Annotated in this window: 21 protein-coding genes; 10 read left to right on the forward strand and 11 right to left on the reverse strand. The window is 68.4% G+C overall.

Annotated features, from left to right (window positions below; translation table 11 throughout):
* Positions 1 to 10: 10 nt before the first annotated feature.
* Together V0Z78_RS05925 and V0Z78_RS05930 are read right to left on the reverse strand one after the other, a co-directional pair.
* The gene (locus V0Z78_RS05925) at positions 11 to 1,615 is read right to left on the reverse strand and encodes a hypothetical protein (RefSeq protein WP_336343705.1); all 1,605 of its coding nucleotides are present in this window, start codon (positions 1,613 to 1,615) and stop codon (positions 11 to 13) included.
* A 58-nt stretch (positions 1,616 to 1,673) separates the two neighbouring features.
* Positions 1,674 to 2,324, reverse strand: a complete 651-nt coding sequence (locus V0Z78_RS05930; RefSeq protein ID WP_336343706.1) for an ERCC4 domain-containing protein — start codon at positions 2,322 to 2,324, stop codon at positions 1,674 to 1,676.
* A gap of 114 nt (positions 2,325 to 2,438) precedes the next feature.
* Between V0Z78_RS05930 and V0Z78_RS05935 the strand changes: the two genes are divergently transcribed.
* From V0Z78_RS05935 to V0Z78_RS05945, 3 genes are read left to right on the forward strand one after another with little or no spacing between them, the layout of a single operon-like run.
* Entirely contained in the window at positions 2,439 to 2,648 is a 210-nt protein-coding gene (locus tag V0Z78_RS05935) for a hypothetical protein (protein WP_336343707.1), read from the forward strand.
* Between the two features lie 55 nt (positions 2,649 to 2,703).
* Complete coding sequence (locus tag V0Z78_RS05940) at positions 2,704 to 3,195, forward strand: CBS domain-containing protein (RefSeq protein WP_336343708.1); 492 nt, start codon at positions 2,704 to 2,706, stop codon at positions 3,193 to 3,195.
* 57 nt (positions 3,196 to 3,252) lie between these two features.
* Complete coding sequence (locus tag V0Z78_RS05945) at positions 3,253 to 3,909, forward strand: hypothetical protein (protein WP_336343709.1); 657 nt, start codon at positions 3,253 to 3,255, stop codon at positions 3,907 to 3,909.
* A gap of 58 nt (positions 3,910 to 3,967) precedes the next feature.
* Here the strand turns inward: V0Z78_RS05945 and V0Z78_RS05950 are convergent, their stop codons facing one another.
* The gene (locus tag V0Z78_RS05950; protein WP_336343710.1) at positions 3,968 to 4,711 is read right to left on the reverse strand and encodes an ATP-grasp domain-containing protein; all 744 of its coding nucleotides are present in this window, start codon (positions 4,709 to 4,711) and stop codon (positions 3,968 to 3,970) included.
* Between the two features lie 180 nt (positions 4,712 to 4,891).
* Here V0Z78_RS05950 and V0Z78_RS05955 point away from each other — a divergent pair, with 180 nt between their 5' ends.
* Both V0Z78_RS05955 and V0Z78_RS05960 read left to right on the forward strand, forming a co-directional pair.
* The gene (locus V0Z78_RS05955) at positions 4,892 to 5,278 is read left to right on the forward strand and encodes a pyridoxamine 5'-phosphate oxidase family protein (protein ID WP_336343711.1); all 387 of its coding nucleotides are present in this window, start codon (positions 4,892 to 4,894) and stop codon (positions 5,276 to 5,278) included.
* 56 nt (positions 5,279 to 5,334) lie between these two features.
* Positions 5,335 to 6,003 carry a metallophosphoesterase family protein gene (locus V0Z78_RS05960; protein ID WP_336343712.1) on the forward strand — a complete coding sequence of 223 codons (669 nt, stop codon included), beginning with the start codon at positions 5,335 to 5,337 and terminating at the stop codon, positions 6,001 to 6,003.
* Positions 6,004 to 6,096: 93 nt separating this feature from the next.
* On the opposite strand, the gene V0Z78_RS05965 is transcribed toward V0Z78_RS05960, so the two are convergent.
* Complete coding sequence (locus V0Z78_RS05965) at positions 6,097 to 7,095, reverse strand: patatin-like phospholipase family protein (protein ID WP_336343713.1); 999 nt, start codon at positions 7,093 to 7,095, stop codon at positions 6,097 to 6,099.
* A 95-nt stretch (positions 7,096 to 7,190) separates the two neighbouring features.
* Complete coding sequence (locus V0Z78_RS05970) at positions 7,191 to 7,376, reverse strand: hypothetical protein (RefSeq protein ID WP_336343714.1); 186 nt, start codon at positions 7,374 to 7,376, stop codon at positions 7,191 to 7,193.
* Positions 7,377 to 7,738: 362 nt separating this feature from the next.
* Here V0Z78_RS05970 and V0Z78_RS05975 point away from each other — a divergent pair, with 362 nt between their 5' ends.
* Positions 7,739 to 8,515, forward strand: coding sequence for an NAD(P)H-hydrate dehydratase (locus V0Z78_RS05975; RefSeq protein WP_336343715.1), 777 nt, complete (start codon positions 7,739 to 7,741; stop codon positions 8,513 to 8,515).
* A gap of 231 nt (positions 8,516 to 8,746) precedes the next feature.
* The gene (locus tag V0Z78_RS05980) at positions 8,747 to 8,887 is read left to right on the forward strand and encodes a hypothetical protein (RefSeq protein WP_336343716.1); all 141 of its coding nucleotides are present in this window, start codon (positions 8,747 to 8,749) and stop codon (positions 8,885 to 8,887) included.
* Between the two features lie 63 nt (positions 8,888 to 8,950).
* Here V0Z78_RS05980 and V0Z78_RS05985 read toward each other — a convergent pair whose 3' ends face one another.
* On the reverse strand, positions 8,951 to 9,148 hold the full coding sequence (locus V0Z78_RS05985) for a DUF5786 family protein (protein ID WP_336343717.1): 198 nt from the start codon (positions 9,146 to 9,148) through the stop codon (positions 8,951 to 8,953).
* Between the two features lie 263 nt (positions 9,149 to 9,411).
* The gene (locus tag V0Z78_RS05990; protein WP_336343718.1) at positions 9,412 to 9,762 is read right to left on the reverse strand and encodes a hypothetical protein; all 351 of its coding nucleotides are present in this window, start codon (positions 9,760 to 9,762) and stop codon (positions 9,412 to 9,414) included.
* Positions 9,763 to 10,266: 504 nt separating this feature from the next.
* Between V0Z78_RS05990 and V0Z78_RS05995 the strand changes: the two genes are divergently transcribed.
* Together V0Z78_RS05995 and V0Z78_RS06000 are read left to right on the forward strand one after the other, a co-directional pair.
* On the forward strand, positions 10,267 to 10,926 hold the full coding sequence (locus V0Z78_RS05995) for a helix-turn-helix domain-containing protein (protein ID WP_336343719.1): 660 nt from the start codon (positions 10,267 to 10,269) through the stop codon (positions 10,924 to 10,926).
* A gap of 377 nt (positions 10,927 to 11,303) precedes the next feature.
* Complete coding sequence (locus V0Z78_RS06000; RefSeq protein WP_336343720.1) at positions 11,304 to 11,975, forward strand: glycosyltransferase; 672 nt, start codon at positions 11,304 to 11,306, stop codon at positions 11,973 to 11,975.
* Here the strand turns inward: V0Z78_RS06000 and V0Z78_RS06005 are convergent.
* From V0Z78_RS06005 to V0Z78_RS06020, 4 genes are all read right to left on the reverse strand, one after another.
* On the reverse strand, positions 11,969 to 12,976 hold the full coding sequence (locus V0Z78_RS06005; protein WP_336343721.1) for a deoxyhypusine synthase: 1,008 nt from the start codon (positions 12,974 to 12,976) through the stop codon (positions 11,969 to 11,971). The genes V0Z78_RS06000 and V0Z78_RS06005 overlap by 7 nt on opposite strands.
* A gap of 352 nt (positions 12,977 to 13,328) precedes the next feature.
* Positions 13,329 to 14,093, reverse strand: coding sequence for a Nif3-like dinuclear metal center hexameric protein (locus tag V0Z78_RS06010; protein WP_336345164.1), 765 nt, complete (start codon positions 14,091 to 14,093; stop codon positions 13,329 to 13,331).
* The gene (gene speB / locus V0Z78_RS06015) at positions 14,071 to 14,916 is read right to left on the reverse strand and encodes an agmatinase (RefSeq protein WP_336343722.1); all 846 of its coding nucleotides are present in this window, start codon (positions 14,914 to 14,916) and stop codon (positions 14,071 to 14,073) included. The genes V0Z78_RS06010 and speB overlap by 23 nt, the downstream gene beginning before the upstream one ends.
* Positions 14,916 to 15,296, reverse strand: coding sequence for a translation initiation factor IF-5A (locus V0Z78_RS06020; RefSeq protein WP_336343723.1), 381 nt, complete (start codon positions 15,294 to 15,296; stop codon positions 14,916 to 14,918). The genes speB and V0Z78_RS06020 overlap by 1 nt, the downstream gene beginning before the upstream one ends.
* Positions 15,297 to 15,376: 80 nt before the next feature.
* Between V0Z78_RS06020 and V0Z78_RS06025 the strand changes: the two genes are divergently transcribed.
* Entirely contained in the window at positions 15,377 to 16,219 is an 843-nt protein-coding gene (locus V0Z78_RS06025; RefSeq protein ID WP_336343724.1) for an alpha/beta fold hydrolase, read from the forward strand.
* The last annotated feature ends 1 nt before the right edge of the window (position 16,220 follow it).

Raw genomic sequence — 16,220 nt, forward strand, 5'->3', positions numbered from 1 at the left:
CGCGGCGAACTCAGTCGCCGTCCTCGACCGGCCGGAGCTCGATGATCGTCCCCGCCGCACCGACCGCCACCGACGGCTCGCCGACGGCGACGCCGTGGAGGTTCGTTTCGACCGGCGTCTCGCGTGGCTCCCAACCACCGCCGGCTAGCTCGCGGATCGTCCCGCCGTCGCCGACGGCGAACCAGTCCTCGCCGTCGGTCGAGAGCGCGTCGAGCGCCACCTCCGCCGCGTGCAGCGGGGTCCAGACGCTGCCGTCGTAGCGCTGTACGGTCCCGTCGGTGTCCGCGACGGCGAGGGACTCCGGGCCGGCCGCGGCGATCGCGGTGAACGAGCCGCCGCCCTCGATCCCGATCCGCTCGAAGGACTCGCCGTCGGTCGTCTCGTAGACCCCCGAGTTCGTATCACAGCAGTAGCCCGCCCCCTCGACGAACTCGATCGCGCTCATGCTCGATCCGCTACCGGGTTTTACCGGCTCGCCCCACTCGACCTCGCTTCCGTCGAACTCGCCGGCGAGCACCTGGCCGGAGCCGTTCACGAGGTAGACGGCCGCCTCCTCGGCGGGACCCGCGACGGCGACGTCCACCCAGTTATCGGTGATCCCCGCGGGTGCCGAGTGGTCCGTGTGCCGGCCCGTTTCGGCGTCGTATCGCCCGAGCGCGCCGCTATCGCCCGTGAACCACACCGTCTTCCCGTCGTCAGTCGCGTCGACGCCGCGAAGCGCGTTCGACTCCGCCAACGGGCCGTGATCGAGCACCGTCTCCCAGCTCTCCTCGCGCGCCAGCAAGCCGCCGTCGGAGCCGACCGCGAATGCGCCCGTATCGGTCGCCGCGACGTCCGAGAGCATCTCGTCGGTCGGCGAGTCGACCTCGACCCACTCGAGGCTCGTCGGCTCTCCGCCGTCCTCCTCTTCCGGCTCGCCGGGTTCGGCCGTGCCGTGGTCCCTCGATCCGGAGGCGGCGGGCTCCTGGGTCGATTCGGACGTCCCGCGCGTCTCGTCCTCCCGCTCGGCGTCCCTGGTGCGGTCGTGCGACTCGTGGGGGTCGGACTCCGACGGCTCGTCGCCCTCATCACCTCTCTCTCCGGACTCTGAGTCCCCGACCGGTTCGATCGTTCCGTCCTCGGCGGTGCTCCCGGCAGCCGCGTCCGTCCGTGGTCGATCGTCCTCGTCCGCGGCGTCCCCGCCGCCGACGGCGGGTGCCGTCGTCTCGATCGGTCGGGTTGTCGCCGTCGAATCACCGCCGAGGACCGCCCCGCCCGCCGCCTCCGACGGTTCCGACGCTTTCGATGTCTTCGACGACTCGGCCGTCCCCACGCTCGCCCTCTCGCTCGTCTCCGCGGCGTCGGTCGCGGTGGTTTCGTCGGTGCTGGCACGCTCGTCGTCGGTGGCGTTCGACTCGGCGGAGTCCACCGTCTCGACCGACTCATCCCGCGTCAGGTAGAGGTAGATCGGGGGGAGGACGTAGACCGCGATCGCCAGGACGACGAACGCCCGGTGGACGAACGTCAGCAGCCCGAACGCGGTCAGTCCGGCAGTCGACGCGGCGTGGATCCCGGTATGGGTGTACTCGCGGTAGAACGTGAAGAAGCCCCGGTCGTTCTCGCCGGCCGTGCTCATTGACGGGTCTACTCGCGGTACGGCCATCAGGCTTTTCGTTGCGTTCCCCTCGCGGCGTTCACTCCTCGCGAAGCGCCCCGTAGATCCGACGGGCGCGGCCCTCGCCGATGCCGTCGATCGACCGCAGCTCCTCTACCGAGGCCGTGAGCAGCGTCTCCATCGACGGGTAGGACTCGTAGAGCGCCGCGGCGAGACGGGGGCCGATCCCGTCGATGCAGGCGTACATGCGTTTCGCCGTCGGCTCGTTCCTGGCGGTGACCGCCCCCGTCGGCAGTCGCCGGTTCGAGGGCTCCTCGACGTGCTTCCGTCCTAGTCGAGTTGCCATGTCGACCAGCCGCTCGCGGTCGGAACACGGGATCACCGCCACGCCGAGGCGTGCCGTAATCGACGCGATCGATCCCCGGATCGCGCTCGCGGGCACGCCCGTTCGAAGCTCCTCGAGATCGTCGAGGTTGCCCTCCAAGAGGACGTACGCGTGGGCGTAGCGCTCGTCCAGTCGCCGTACCTGGTCGTCGAGATCCGACCCTGAACGCCCCATCGCGGAGCCTACGTAGTCCGAAAGCGTCTTTCGCTCGAAGCCGACGCTCCCGATCGCGAGGTCTCCCGCGGGGAGGTGGGCCACCTCGACGCTCTCGACGTCGGGATGCTCGCGGACCGCCCGGATCAGCGATGCGGGCTCGCGGTCGTCGATCGTGACGTCGATCTGCACCGGGACGGGGTAGGTCGCCGACCGGCGTAGGGATGTCGCTTCCGGAACCCGTCTCGTCCCGCCCGATCCTCCCCCCGCTGGGAGCTACATTCCTCGTGAGCATGAACCGGGACCATGACCGATCCCGCCGATCACTCGACGGACGAGCACGTCGTCGATGAGAGCGAATCGACGAGGAAGGTGGCGCATGGCGAGGGGCCCTTAGGACGACGCGAGGACGTTCAATGCCGGCGACGACCCCCGCCGATCGGCGCTCCGCCGACGTCGACCGCCTGCCCGATCGACGAGGCGAAGCCCGTCTTCTGGGAGGCGCGGACGTACTGATCGCTGGTACCGAGAGGACCGGAACGCATAGCATCCGCGGGGGTCTCCTATCGGTATGCTCCGTGCCCGCGAGATCATGACGGCGGACGTCGAGACGGCGAGCCCCGACGACGAGGTCGGCGACGTGCTCGAACGCCTCGCGAGCGCCCACTTCAACGGCTTTCCGATCGTCGAGGACGAGCGCGTCGTCGGGATCGTCACGCAGGGCGACCTCGTGCGCCTGTTCCGCAAGCAGGACCGCGTCGTCTGGATCCCCATCGGCGTCCCGCCGTTCAGCGAGACGCTCCCCTACGCGTTCGACCTCCCGTTCGACGACCTCGACATGGGGATCGACTTCGCCAAGGCCGCGGGCAAGCCCGTGAGCGAGATCATGACCCGCGACGTCGTGACCGTCGATGCCGACGACGGCGCCGACGAACTGCTCGAGATCCTGGCCGGCGAGGAGCGCGACATCAACCGCGTTCCCGTCCTCGAGGGCGGGCGCCTCGTCGGCATCGTCACCCGCGAGGACCTCCTCCGGGCGCTTCGCGACGAACTCGACTGGTGAGCGCCGGCGGATCCACGCCACGGGAGCGTAACCTTCTCTACGCTGGGTGATCTATCAGTGAGCGTACTAGAGGACATGTTCGAACTAGGAGGGGTAACCGTCACGTGGGGCGCGATCGTGCTCGGGCTCTGTCTCGTCGCGGCGGCGGGCTGGGTGCTGTGGCGCCGTCCGCTCGCCGTCGTCGTTCCCGCCGTCCTGATCGCCGGCGTCCACGTTCTCGCGTACGCGACGACGTATCTCGATCCCGCCCGCCTCGCGAGCGCTCGGGAGACGGCGATCGGGCTGTCGACCGCCGCGTTCCTCGCGGTCGCCGGCGCGCTCGACGCCGTCTTCGCCGCGACCCGGCGGGCGGTCGTGTGGCTCCTCGAGGCGCTCGACGCCGTCTCGATGCCGGGGGCGGCCGTCTCCGTTCTCGAGTTCGGGGGCTTCCTGCTGGCGGTGGCGATCGTGAGCGCGTTGGTCTGCGGGGCCCTGGTCCGGATCGTCCGGTGGGCCGATGGCGAGCCGCTGGGCGGGTGGCTCGCCGGCCTGGGCGTCGTCTTCGGGGCGAGCGGCGTCCTCTGGACGTGGCTGCCGGTTCCCCTCGCCACGCTCGCCGCGCTCCACGCGCTGTTGGTCGTCGTCGCGATCGTCGTCGGCGTCGCCCTCGGTGCCCTCGCGACGGGGGGTTCGACGGTACCGGCGGTACGAGAGCGCGTTCGGACGTATCGGTAGGGCGTCGATCACGCTCGAGGGCAACCTCCCGTCTCCTGCGGTGTCTCTGCTCACGTGGTCACGATTCGGACAGCCGCGACCGGATCAGCCGCTCGTAGATCACCGCTCCGTCCTCGACCCCGTGCAGGCTCACCACCGGGTTGACGTCGATCACGTACCAGTTCTTGTGGACGACGACGTCCATCTCGAACAGCGAGAGGCCGAACAGCTCGACGATCCGGTCGGTGAGCCCGCGTATCCGGGCCGTGGTCTCGACCTCTCTGGTCGTCTCGACCTCCTTGACGGCGCGGACCGCCTCGCCGACCCGGTGGATCTTGTAGCTGCGGCGGGGGGCGACGAACTCCTCGACGAGGCGTTCGCCATCGAACGAGGGCGCGCCCGAACGGACGATCGCGAACTCGTGGCCCCCCTCCTGGAGCTCCCAGCGGGGTTTGACGATCACCGGCGGCTCGAGCGTGATTTCGGCCGCGCGTCCGTACTGGAACTCGGGGGCGCGAACGCCACCACGTCGGCGGATCTGTCCACAGGCGAGCCTGTCGGCGGTCGCCCGTGCGCCGTAGTAGGGGTTGATCGTCCGCACGCTCGTCCGATCCGCCCGCCGGAGGTCTCGGAGTGCCTCGGGGTACCAGCCGGCCATGTGGTAGAGGTCGAACCCCCGCTCCGCGAGGTCGGGATGCTCGGTCCGTGGATCGAACAGGGTCACCTCGGCCCACTCCCGAAGCGCGTCGAGCAGCCGGCGCTTGGTCGGGTTCTCGCGGTCGGCCCAGTGGGAGATCGCGATCGACGGCGCGGCGTCGCTCACGCGATCCCTCCGGTTCGTCCCGACGTCATACGTCTTCCACTCGGTCGGGAGCGTAGAAGCTGTCGGAAGCCGTCGTTCGCTCGAACGTCGCCCTCGATCCGTTCGACCGGCGTGCGGTCGAGCACCATCGATCGAACCGGACGCCCGGCGCTTTTCCGCCGGCGACGTCTACCGACTCGTATGTCCGACGTCCCCTCCGAGGCCGAACGGCTGCTGACGAGCGAGCCGGTGATCGCCCACCTCGCGACGTGCGTCGACGGCCGGCCCCACGTCGCGCCGGTCTGGTATCACTACGCCGACGGCGTCGTAGAGTTCCTCACGACCGGTCGGAAGCTCGAGAACCTCCGGCGCAATCCCCGGGCCGCGCTCTCGATCCAGAAGGACGAGGGCGGACGGACGGAGTGGATGGTCTCGATTCGGGGGACCGCTACCGTGATCGAGGACGAGGCGGCGATTCGCGAGGCCGCCGCCCGCATCAACCCGCGGTACGGCGCGAGCGAGGACGCCTGGTCCGAGAACGTCCTGGTGCGGATCGACGTGGGTTCGGCGAGCTACGAGACGTACTGACCTCGATGGCGCGGCCTGGCCGAGACGTTAACTTCGTCGCGTCCCGACCCCCTGGGATGCTCGTCCTCGGCGACGCCCACGCCTCCGAACCGGAGAAGCGCGACGCCCTCCTCTCGACGTACCGTGCACTCGAGCCGGCGGCCGTCCTCCAGGCCGGCGACCTCCAGCGCTACGACCTGCCCGCGCCGACGTGGTTCGTCGCCGGCAACAACGAGGACCTCGACGTTATCGACGCGCTCCGAGCCGGAGAGGAACCCCCTGGAACGCGGAACGCACACCTGCTCGCGAGCACGGTCGCCGAGGTGGAGGGGGTACGCGTCGCCGGACTCTCGGGCAACCACGCGCCGACGAGGTACGACCTGCCCCGGAGCGAGCTCTCCGGCGACCGGCGCAGACACTTCACCCACGAGGACGTCGAGCGGGCCGCGGCGCTCTCGGACGTGGACGTCCTCCTCGCCCACGAGGCTCCCGAGGGGCTGCTCTCCTACGGCTACGATCCCGGCTGCGAGCACGTGAATACGCTGCTCGAAACGCTCTCGCCGGACCTCTGTCTCGTCGGCCACCATCACCGTCACCGCGAGGCGGAGATCGGGGGCGCGCGCGTCGTGAGTCTCGCGCCGGCCTGGGAGCGCGTCTACACGCTCGAGACCGACGATCTGTCGCTCGACTCCCGGCCGACGCCGGCGGGAAACTCCGAGGAAACGACGGAACGGTCCGGACCGTAGCCGACGTCGAGGGAATCGCTCGGTTCAGGCCTCCCCTCGCGTGAGTGTGAGCGAGCGCAGTCTCCGTTCGAGACCGCCTCGATCGGTGAGCGCTCAGGCGACGAGTGGCGGTTCTACCGCTTCGGCCTCCCCTTCGCCGCCTCGGGTCCAGAACTCGCTCGCCTTCGACTCGCCCCGCTCCATCAGCGCAGCGAGGAACGCCGGGTCGCGGTCGCGCTTGGAGAGGAGGTCGAGCTCCATGCCGAGTTCGATCTCACGGATCTCGATGCGCTTGTACTCCTCGTCCGTGATGACGCCCTTCTCGATGAGGCCGTTGATCGACTCGATCATGTGCTTCTCCTGTTCGAGCGAGAGGTTGCCCGAGAGATCGCTGCGCCGATCCGCGATCTCGTCGAGCGATCGCGGTACCTCCCCCGTCGCGATCGGGTCGATCCGGACGATCCAGATCTCGTCGGGCTTCCCTTCGGTCGGCACCTCGCTCATGAAGTGTCGGATCGGCGGGTTCTGCGAGAACAGCCCGTCCCAGTGGCCCGACCCGTCGATCTCGACGGCACGGAAGAGGCTCGGGATCGCCGCGGACGCAAGCAGCGCGTCGGCCCCCTTCTCGCCGTCGGAGAACACCTCGAACGAGCCGGATTCGACGTCGACCGCACCGACGAACAGGTGCGGTGGCGACGTCGGGACGGGGTCGTCGAACCCGACGTGTCGTTCGATCGTCTCGCGTAGCTGTCGCTGGGCCGTGACGGACGCGGGAGTGGCGTACGGGCTGGCGCCGAACGAACCGAATCGGCTCGCCGAGCGACTCGCCCACAGCGTCCAGTAGTTCGCAAAGCGGTCCCAGGGCGTCCTCGCGGCCATGTCGTTCCAGAACCCCTCGAGGCGATCGATCGCGCCCGCCACGTCGTTCCGCCGTAGCCCGTCCCATGCGAGCGCCGCGCACATCGCGCCGCCGGAGGTACCGCTCAGCGCCACGATCTCGTACTCGTCCGGAAGGTTCCGGAGGATTCCTCGGAGCGCACCCGCGGTGAACGCAGTGTGGCTGCCGCCGCCTTGACACGCGATCGCGACCGTCGTCTTCTCTGTATAGCACATTAAATAATGAACGACTCGCGAGGATAATACCCTTTCTACCGCTGCTCCTCGTCCTGCTGTGCGAGTGGAACGGGATCTCTACTCCTCGAGACGTTTCAGTCGTCTTCCCCTCCCGTCCTCGGCACCGCCTGGTTGTGGTCGTCCATCAGGTTCGCAAGCCGTCGTCGACACCCCGGATCGAACGTCGCGGGACCGCGGTCCGTCGTGGACGTGGCGTCGGTCGGCGTTGGTGAGTCGGTACTGTTCGGCTGCGTGGGCGTGGGTCGCGTGTGAGTGCTCATTGGTGTCGGTTGTGGTCTTCCGAGAAACGGTGCTCCGGACGGCCGTCGGGTCGGAGTTCAGTCGCGTACGTGTACAACCGACATGTACCCGGGTCGAGACGGCGGTACATAATAAACGTTCGGGAAGAAATCCGCCGGGACGAACGCGTCGTTCCGGTTCCGTCGCCAGCAGTGAGGACCGAACGGACCGCCTCCGATCGTCTCCGGTCCGATCGCCGTCGCTCCCGGTTCGCCGGCGTGCTTCGGGTGCGGATTGAACGGCGGAGCCGACGAGGGATCGGCACACACGGATCCGCGTGCCGACCCTCGCCCAACCGGTGCAGCGCCAACATTCAACCGTCTCCGTTTCGAACCCGGACTCGATGGAAGGACTGCTCGAGACGCTTTCGGACGTGTCCGGCGTATCGACGGGCGACAACGGCCAGGTGGGCGTGATCGGCGGTAGCGTCGAGTACCCCAACCAGCCGGCGATAAGCGCGATGGCGGCGCTCCGGACGGGGACCGACGACGCCGAGGCGCTGGTCTCCGAGGAGATCCACCCGATCGTCGCGAGCCACTCGCCGAACCTCCTCGTCGATCGGTTCGCCGGCGTGCAGTTCGACGAGAGCGCGGTCGACCGGGCGGTCGAGCTCGGCGAGTGGTCGGACGCGGTCGTCATCGGACCCGGACTGGTCGACGCCGAGTCCGACGCCATTCGGGAGACGATAACGCGCATCGACGTTCCCGTGGTGGTCGACGCGCTCGCGATCGATCCCGGGATGGAGGCCGACCTCTCGAACACGGTGTTCACGCCGGCGAGCGAGGAGGCGGAGTGGATCACCGAGGCGTACGGCTCGATCGAGGAGCTCTCGGAGGAGACCGACGCAGTCGTGGCGCTGACCGGCGACGTCGATACGATCGTCGCCGACGGCGAGCGCACGACCAACGAGACCGGCACCTCGGCGCTCACCGTCGCCGGCACCGGCGACACGATGGCCGGCATCATCGCCTCGCTGCTCGGACAGGGGATGGACCGCGCGGACGCGGCGGAGCTCGGGGCGTGGATCCTCGGGAAGTCGGGCGAGCTCGCGAGCGCCGAGTACGGCAAGGGCGTCGTCGCCACCGACGTTATCGAGCGGATCCCGAAGACGATCCACTGACGCCCGTTCGCCCGACCTCCCGGCTCGCTCGGATGTTCGTAGGCGACCCTCGGACCTCCGCAGTCGGCCCACGGCCCGGACCGCGAGACCGGCCGGGACGTCCGCCGATCCACGAGCCGTAGGGCCGCGTTCGGCGGTCCCGGGCGTTCGACACCGAACGGTGGGCGTTCCCGTCCCGGCACCGTGGAGATCGACACCAATCCTTATGCGACCTCGCCACCCAGAACGGGGATGGGACTCTTCAGAGAGGCGGGACGGCGGATCGAACGGTTCAAGAAGGACGCAGAAGAGGCGGCGGAGGAGGAGACCGACGAGGACGAGGAGTCGGACGTCGAGGACAGGGAGAGTAACAGGAATGACGACGATCCGTGACCGATCAGTCGGATACGATCCACCGATAGAGCGTCGCCGTCGCCGCACCTACGCCGGGGCGAGTCAGATGGGGTTCCGAGTCTCGCCGCTCTCCCTCAGTGCTTTCAGCTCCTTCAGCCGGGCGAGGAGTGCGTCGACGGAGCTCTCATTGACGTACTCGATCCGACCCTCGTAGTTCGGTCGGCGATCGTTCGGCCGGGTGTCGATCGAACTGATCATTCTCTCGCGGCGCTCGTACTCCTGGTGATCAAACGTTCCCATTGACATCGAGAATTCCTCTGTGGTAGTAATTGGCATCGTGAGGATAAGAACACAGCGGTCGAAACCGCCGGCGGTTCTGCGACGAACGACGCGTTGTGTCGGTCGAACCATCACGTTCGAGACGGCCCGGCCGGTCGTTTCTCCTCCCGACGGAACTACGAGGCGAACGACACGAACGCAACCGCCCGCCGTCTACGGTTCGGTCGGTCGACGGGCACGCGTCAGGACCAGCGACCGGACGGACGGGGAACAGGTCACGGAGATCAGTCCACCACTTCCAGGCGCTCCACTGCGGCAACCCGCCGCGTCGTCCGCTCGCCGTCGTCGTTCGACTCGGCCATCAGCGCTGAGAGGGTCGGATCGCCCTCCTCCGGCACCTCCATCTCGAGGTAGTACAGGTCGGCGCCGTCGTCCCCCTCAGGGGGTGTGAACTCGGCGCGGTAGGTGATCATCATGTCCGCGTCGTCGCGCCGGCTGTGGACCCACTCCACCTCGGTCTCGAATGGATCGTCCGGCTGCCGCTCCTCGTCGGCGACCTCCCCGAGCAGCAGCCGCGCCCGTTTTCCGCGCTCCAGTTCGTCGAAGGCCTCGACGGGTGGTTTCGATCCGGCCATACCTCGGCCATGGACGTCGCGGCGCATGGCCGTTTCGCTCGTCACATCTTGTCACTCTCGTTTTGATACGAAACGGTTCACGCAGACGTCGAGGTGATGGTTGAACCGGGAACGACGGGGTTCGTATGGGCCCTCGTTGATGAGCTTCCACGCCATTCGATTGTAGCGCAGATATTCTTTATGAGCTTTCCGTGTACGCGAACAACGTCTTCTAACCAAAAAAAGCGAGATCGAGGCTGCGTGGCCTACTCCTCCTCGTCGATAAATGGCGACTGTCCTCTCTCAGAGGGTAGTAGACGCGATTCTCTGACGTTCGTTCACTTCTCTTCGAAAATGTATGGATAGAAAGCTGGCCTCGGCACTCATAGGGCTCTTCATCGCGCGGGTGCCACCCCGCGCTCGGGCGGGTGCGCTCGTCATCGGCCATCGAAGAGTTGGCGGCGGCGCCACAAGTCGGTTCCCGTTCACGACAAGGGGATAGTCACTGGCGACGTACCCTCGCCGATGAGCGTCGTCATCGAGTTCACTGTTCCCACGAACGCCTGTGCGCTGGGACGTTCGCTCGGCGACGATCCGGACGCGCTGCTCGAGCTCGACCGGATCGTCCCGACCGACGACAGCGTCATGCCCTTCTTCTGGGTGTGGGAGCGAGACACCGAGGTCTTCGCGGAGGCCGCGCGGGCGGAGCCGGCGATCGACCGCATCACCGTCGTCGACCGCGTCGACGGCGGGACGCTGTTCGCCGCGGAGTGGAACCCCGACGCCGCGGGGACGCTCCGCGGGATCGCGGAGACCGACGGCACGCTCCTCGACGCCCACGCCACCAGCGGCGAGTGGCGCTTCGAGGTCCGGTTCGCGGACGCGGCAGCCACGAGCGAGTTCCAGCACCTCTGTGACGAGCGAGGCGTTCCGCTCTCGCTCGTTCGCGTCACCACCTCGCCCGAACCGCCGGACCGCCACTACGGGCTCACCCCCGAGCAGCGCGAGGCGCTCGTCGTCGCCTACGGGATGGGCTTCTTCGAGGAGCCGCGGCGTGCCACCCTCGAGGACGTCGCGAGCGAGATCGGCATCTCCGCCCGCGCGGTGGCCGGGCGGCTCCGCCGCGGCCAGACGACGCTGCTCGAGCGCACCGGCCTGATCGACGGTTCGGAGGGCGCGGCCTGAGAAAATCGCAGCGAGTATATAAGGCGATTCAGCGCTGAACGAACAGATCCATTCCTCGACGCGTGATACCGATCTGTGACGAGACGACCACGAGCGACCCCCGTCGCGGACGGACCGACGGAACGGGGCGTGGACTGCCGGGCAGCGGTCCTCCCCATCGGGCGTCGTACGATCGGACCATCCGTACGTGGGAGATCTCGTCACCCCTCCCCTCCCTCGTTCGAGGACGTCGGCGGGCGCGGGGACGGCGTCCGATCGGGGTTCGCTCATCCACTCCGATCGAACCGCTCGACCCCCACGACCGTCCCCGAGTTCGACCGCAGGCTGCGACCGCCGGCAGAACGCATACCCCCTTCTCCTCCCGAGTTACGTTCACGGTGAGCCAGACGGAACCCTCCCCGACGGTGAGCGTCATCGTCCCCGCTCGTAACGAGGCGGAGTACCTCTCCGCGACCCTCGAGAGCCTCCGCGCCCAGACGACCGACCGTTCCTACGAGCTGATCGTCGTCGACGGCGACAGCGAGGATCGTACGCCGGAGATCGCTCGCGAGTTCGACGCGCGACTCGTCTCCGGTCCCGGCAGCGCCATCGGCCACGGCCGCCACCTCGGCGCATGCGCGGCCCGCGGGGAGTGGCTCGCGTTCGTCGACGCGGACACGATCGTCGTTCCCGAGTATCTCGACGCCATGCTGGAGTACGCCGACGAGGAGGGGCTCTCGGCGGCGAGTTCGCGCTGTCGCATGCGCGGCGGTCGTGCGACGCTGATGGAGGCCGTGATCAATCACGTCTTTCCCCGGCTGAAGCGGCCGATCCTCCCGGGGTTCAACTTCTTCGTCGAACGCGAAGCCTACGAGGCCGCCGGCGGCTTTCCCGACGTTCCGAACGAGGACACCGCGTTCAGCCGCCGACTGGCGCGCAGCGAGCCGACGGGCTACGTGCCCGCGACCCTCGTCGAGACCTCCCCACGGCGGATCAGCGAATCGGGGCTGACCGGCACCCTCTGGCACTACGCGCGCCTCGACTGGGGGCGCTACCGTACGGACTACTGATCGCCCTCGATGCGCTCGCGTGCGGCCGCCACCACGAGCGGCAGCGTGATCGTCGCGTCGGCGTAGACGGAGGCGTTCTCGCCGGCCTTCTCGATCTTCCCCCACGAGCGCGCCTCGTCGAGCGTCGCCCCCGAGAGCCCGCCGGTGTTCGGCGAGTCCATCGTGAGTTGGACGGCGTAGTCGTAGGCGGTGGGCGTCACCAGCATCGTCTGGAGCACGTAGTTCTTCGGAACGCCGCCGCCGACGACGAACGCGCCGGTACGGTCGGCCTCGTAGGCGACGTCGTTGAGGTGGGTCATGTCGCCCAGCGCGTCGAGCGAGAACTCCGAGGTCTGGGAGTAGATCCACGCCTGCAGTCCGAGCACCGAGTCCTGGATCGCCGGACAGTAGACCGGCACGTCCTCCTCGAACGCCGCCGCGGCGATTCCGGCGTCCTCCTCGATCCCCTCGCTAGCGTTGATCTCGGCCGTCGCGCGGCCCAGCTCCGCGGTGAGCTCACGGATCGTCACCGTCCGTTCGAGCTCGGGAAACACCGCCGCGCGGAGGTGTTCCTCGAGCAGCGTGAAGTGCTCCTGGGGGAGATAGACGTCGTAGATCCGGTCGACCCACTCGTCGCGCAGGGTCTCGTCGTGCTCCCGAAGCGACCCCTCGCCGTGTTCGCGGCCGTGGTGGTGTTTCCCGCCGATCCCCTCGATCGCGTCGTGGGTGAGGTTCGCGCCGGTCGTCACCAGCGCGTCGATGTAGCCGTCGCGGATCAGGTCGACGACCAGACGTCGCATCCCGGTCGGCACCATCGCGCCCGCCAACCCGAAGAGGACGCTGGTCTTCTCCTCGCCGAACATCGACGCCGTGATCCCGACTGCACGGTGGAGATCGGACGCGCCGACGCCGGCCTTCCCGTACTCCGCCGCGAGCTCGCCGACGGTCATGCCGGCGCGGGCTCGGGCGTGTTCGATCGGGTCGTGTGTGAACTCCTCCCTCTGAGGGGTGTCGTCGCTCATAGCGGTGCTGGGTCGGCGGGCGGTTTCAACCGCCCGGTTCCGTCGTTCGGCGTCGGAGGAAAACGGAACGGTCGGTGCGAGCGCGGCCGCGTCGTCGGATGGTTGGATGGTGGCGGTCGCGCTCGCCCGACGGTGTGCCCGGACGATGCCCGGCGCGGACCGACGGCGCGCGCCGCCGGTCCGTACTCCTCGACCGGTCGGGGATCAGGGGGAACGCGTCCACCGGTCGGGGAATACGGTTCATCGGTACTCGCGAAGGAGACATTACTATTCACTAGCTAAAACCGTTCGTTCTAGAGGTGACGAGCGGAAACGCTATCCGATCGGGATTAGCGTCGCGTTTACTTCCGGGTTACAGACCGGTCGGGGCGTCGATCCACGCGGTCCCGAGCCCCCAGTCCTCGGCGAGCGACTGCAGCGAGCGGACGCCGAACGTCTCGGTGGCGTAGTGGCCCCCGAGTGCGACGGTCACGCCGGCCTCGCGCGCGTCGTGGTAGGCCTGCTGTTTGCCCTCGCCGGTCACCAGCGCATCCGCGCCGATCTCGGCCGCCTCCTCGAGCCAGTCGATGCCGCTGCCGGTGACGATCGCCACGTCCTCGATCTCCTCGGGGCCGAACTCGAGCAACCGCGGCTCGCGTCCGCCGGTGTCGAGCGACGCGAGTCGGTCGCGGATCCCGTCGGCACCGAACGCCGAGGCCGCTCTCCCTCGGAGCCCGATCGTCTCGTCGTCGAGCGATCCGAACGGCTCGCGCGCCTCGAGACCGAGCAGGTCCGCGACGCCGGCGGCGTTGCCCAGTTCGGGGTGAGCGTCGAGCGGGAGGTGCGAGACGTAGAGCGCCAGGTCGTTCTCGATCAGCGCGGCGATCCGGTCGTGGGTGCGGCCGGTGACGCGCTCGAAGCCGTCCCAGGAGAGGCCGTGATGAACCACGAGGACGTCCGCGCCTTCCTCGGCCGCCCGCTCGATCGTCTCGAGGGCGGCGTCGACCGCGTATGCGACGCGTTCGATCTCGCGCTCCTCGGGGCCGACCTGGAGGCCGTTCGCGCTCGCGTCGATCTCGGCGAACGCCCCCGTACGCAGGCGTTCGTCGTAGCGCTCACACAGCGTCGTCAGTTGCATTGGCACGTGCGTGTGTAGAGACGAACTCCCTGAGTAGCTTTCCCCCGAGCGCGGCGGCCTGGCCGTCGTCGCGGTCGTTCACCTCGACCACGTCGAAGCCGACGCAGGCGGGCGCGACCGCCCGGACGACCGCTCGCATCTCGCGGGCGGCGAGGCCGAACGGTTCCATGGTTCCGGTTCCCGGCGCGAAGGCGGGGTCCGCGGCGTCGATATCGACGCTGAGATACGTCGAGCGCGATCCGATCGGGTCTCGCGTCCCCTCGGCAAGCGCATCGAGCCAGGAGTCGACGTCCTCGGGCGCGACGACCGTCACGTCATCGACCCCGGCGCGCTCCCACTCGGCCTCGCTTCCGGTGCGCGCTCCGAGGACGATCGCCTCCTCGACCACGTCGAGGACTCGTCGCGTCACGCAGGCGTGGCTCCACTCGTCGCCGTCGTACGACTTCCGGAGGTCGAGGTGGGCGTCGAGACAGACGAACACGTCGGGATCGGCGGCGCGGACGCCCGCCGCGCTCACGGTGTGCTCGCCGCCCAGAAGCAGCGGGATCGCGTCGTCCCACACGACGTCGGTGAGGACGCCCTCGAGATACGAGACGTACTCCGCCGCGTCGTTCCACGCGTGGACGTCGCCGTGGTCGTGAACGGAGAGATCGGAGAAGCGTCGATCGGTGCGTCGGTCGTAGTCGTCGAACGTCTCGGCGAACCGTCGGATCCGGTCGGGGCCGAAGCGGGTGCCGGGCTGGAACGTCGTCGAGACGTCGAGCGGCGCACCGACGACGACGTAGTCGGCGTCCTCGCGGGCCGTGGCGGCCCCGGGGAACATCAGCCGAGGATCTTCCGCTGGTTCTCCATCTCGAGGAACTCGATGTTCTCGTCGGAGGAGAGGTCGACGTCGTCGGGCGTGCTGATCGTGATCGTCTCGTAGGTGTCGAGGTCCATCACCTGCGCGACGGTGTCGCTCTCGACGCTGATGACCTGACCCTGCTTTCGCTCGATGATCGGCACTCGGATCTTGGCGTCGACCGGCTGTGAGAAGCTTCGCTTCTTCCCGTCGAAGACGCCTCGGCCCTCGACGCGGGCCTTTGCGCTTCCGTGTTTACCCGGTTTGGCCGTGCTGTAGGCGGTGATCTTGCACGCGGCTCCGTCCATCATGACGTAGCTGCCCTCCTGCAGATCGCGGACCTGCTTCTGCTGCGTTACCATGGTCGTCGCTATCCACGGAGGCCGTATAAACGGTTTGGAACGATCCCATTTCCTTTGTTGGTCCCGGTCGTACGGAGCGTATGGCGCCCCACGACGACTGGCGTGAGCGACAGGAGTCGGCGACCGTAACCGTCGAGGGTCACGAGCTGGAGGTGGCCTACTACGACGAGGGCGACGGGCCGGATCCGCCCGTGCTGTTCGTCCACGGGATCCCGACCTGGTCGTTCCTCTGGCGCGACGTCGCGCCCGCCTTCGCGGGCGATCGGCGGGTGATCGCTCCCGACCTCGCCGGCTACGGCGAGTCCTCGATGTACGACGGGTTCGACCGTTCGATCCGCGCCCAGGAAGCGGTGCTCGGGGCGCTGCTCGACGAACTCGGCGTCGACTCGTGTGTTCTCGTCGGTCACGACATCGGCGGCGGGGTGGGCGTGCGTCTGGCCGTCAACGACCCCGGGCGGATCGAGGCGCTCGTGCTCTCGAACGCGACGGTCTATGACTCCTGGCCGATCGAGTTCATCGTCGACCTCGGTCTCCCGTCGACGATCCGAACGATGAGCGTCGAGGAGTGTCGGGAGACCCTCTCGGAGGCCTACCGCGACACCCTCCACGGCGATCCCACCGAGGCGTTCGTCGAGGGGATGTGTTCCCAGTGGGACACCGAGGAGGCGGTGGTCTCGCTCGGCCGAAACGCGATCGCGACCAACACCAATCACACCACCGAGATAGCGTACGGGGAGATCGAGGCCGAGACCCTCCTGTTGTGGGGCACGGAGGACGACGAACAGCCGATCGAGGACGCGGAACGGCTCGCCGAGGACCTCCCGAACGCGACGCTCGCGCCGGTCGAGAACGCCGGCCACTGGGTCCCCGAGGATCGTTCCACGGAGTATCGCGAGCGGCTCGCGGCGTTTCTCGATAGCTGAC

Source organism: Halalkalicoccus sp. CG83, from assembly GCF_037081715.1.
GTDB classification, from domain to species: Archaea; Halobacteriota; Halobacteria; order Halobacteriales; family Halalkalicoccaceae; genus Halalkalicoccus; species Halalkalicoccus ordinarius.